At 59.4% G+C, this 1,227-nt stretch carries 1 protein-coding gene; it reads right to left on the bottom strand.

Going from position 1 to position 1,227, the window contains the following annotated elements; translation table 11 throughout:
• Positions 1 to 7 precede the first annotated feature (7 nt).
• On the bottom strand, positions 8 to 1,168 hold the full coding sequence (locus AC1DQR_RS40195) for an IS30 family transposase (protein ID WP_477135132.1): 1,161 nt from the start codon (positions 1,166 to 1,168) through the stop codon (positions 8 to 10).
• Positions 1,169 to 1,227 lie beyond the last annotated feature (59 nt).

Raw genomic sequence — 1,227 nt, forward strand, 5'->3', positions numbered from 1 at the left:
TGCGGATTCAACCGGTCAACGCAACAGCTTGATGGAATCGTTCAGCCGGTGTATCGAAGTTTAGTGTTTTGCGTGGGCGTTCGTTGAGTCTTCTGGCTATGGCGTTGAGCTTGGCTTGCGAGTAGCCCGAGAGATCGGTGCCTTTCGGGAAGTACTGTCTCAACAGGCCATTCGTGTTCTCGTTGGAGCCGCGTTGCCACGGATGCTGAGGATCGCAGAAGTAGACCTGGATGTCCGTGGCCACGGTGAAACGCTTGTGACCAGCCATCTCCGAGCCTCGATCCCAAGTCAGCGACTTGTACAGTTCMTGTGGCAGCTTGCCGGCGTGCTTGATCAGGGCGTTGACTACAGCCTCGGAGTCCTTGCTCGCAATCTTCACCAGCATCACGAACCGGGTCTGGCGTTCGACCAGCGTTGCAATCTGGCTGTTGGCGCTGCCGAACAGCAGATCGCCTTCCCAGTGCCCGGGTATCGCGCGATCCTCTGCCGTGGCAGGGCGTTCACTGATCGATACGGCATCTCGGATGTTCGTCCGGTCGTCGGTCTTCAGTGTATGTTGGCGCGACCTACGCATGGCTCGGGAACGGCGCAGGTGTTCCAGCAGCTCTCTTTTCAGCGCACCGCGGGCCTGGATGTAGAGGCTCCGATAGATGGTCTCGTGCGACACCTGATAGTCCTTGTTGACCGCATACACGTGCTYGAGCCAACCCGCAATCTGCTCTGGCGACCACTGCAACCAAAGCTTGCTCGCCACCACTTGGGCGAGTGTCCGATTGCTGACGAGCTTACATGCCTTTGGGCGCCGGGCGCGCTCCCAGGCGAGTTGGTCGGCCTGGTTCGCCAGATAGTCCTGTCTGCCACCATTTCGCTGGAGCTCGCGGCTGATAGTGGAAGGCGCACGGCCTAACCGCGCCGCTACGGAGCGGATCGACCGGCCGGCGACGACTGCGCGCGAAATCTCTTCTCGTTCGGAAAGCGTCAAGGCAAGCCTGGAGCGGTGTCGTTGCGCTGGCTGTATCCCGCCAGTCCTCGCGAGAACCCCTTGTATCGATGAGTGGTAGCGATCGAACAGCCTGGCAATCTGCGCAAGCGTGTCACCTTTGCGCCACCGCTCCCACATTAGTGCCTTTTGAGTCTCGGTGTAGTAGATCCTGCGCCTCTGTTTCATTTGCAACACCTCCACTGCTCACGCAGCGTCTAGTGTTGCATCGACCCGTTGAATCCACG

Source organism: Cupriavidus sp. 05L411, from assembly GCF_056398045.1.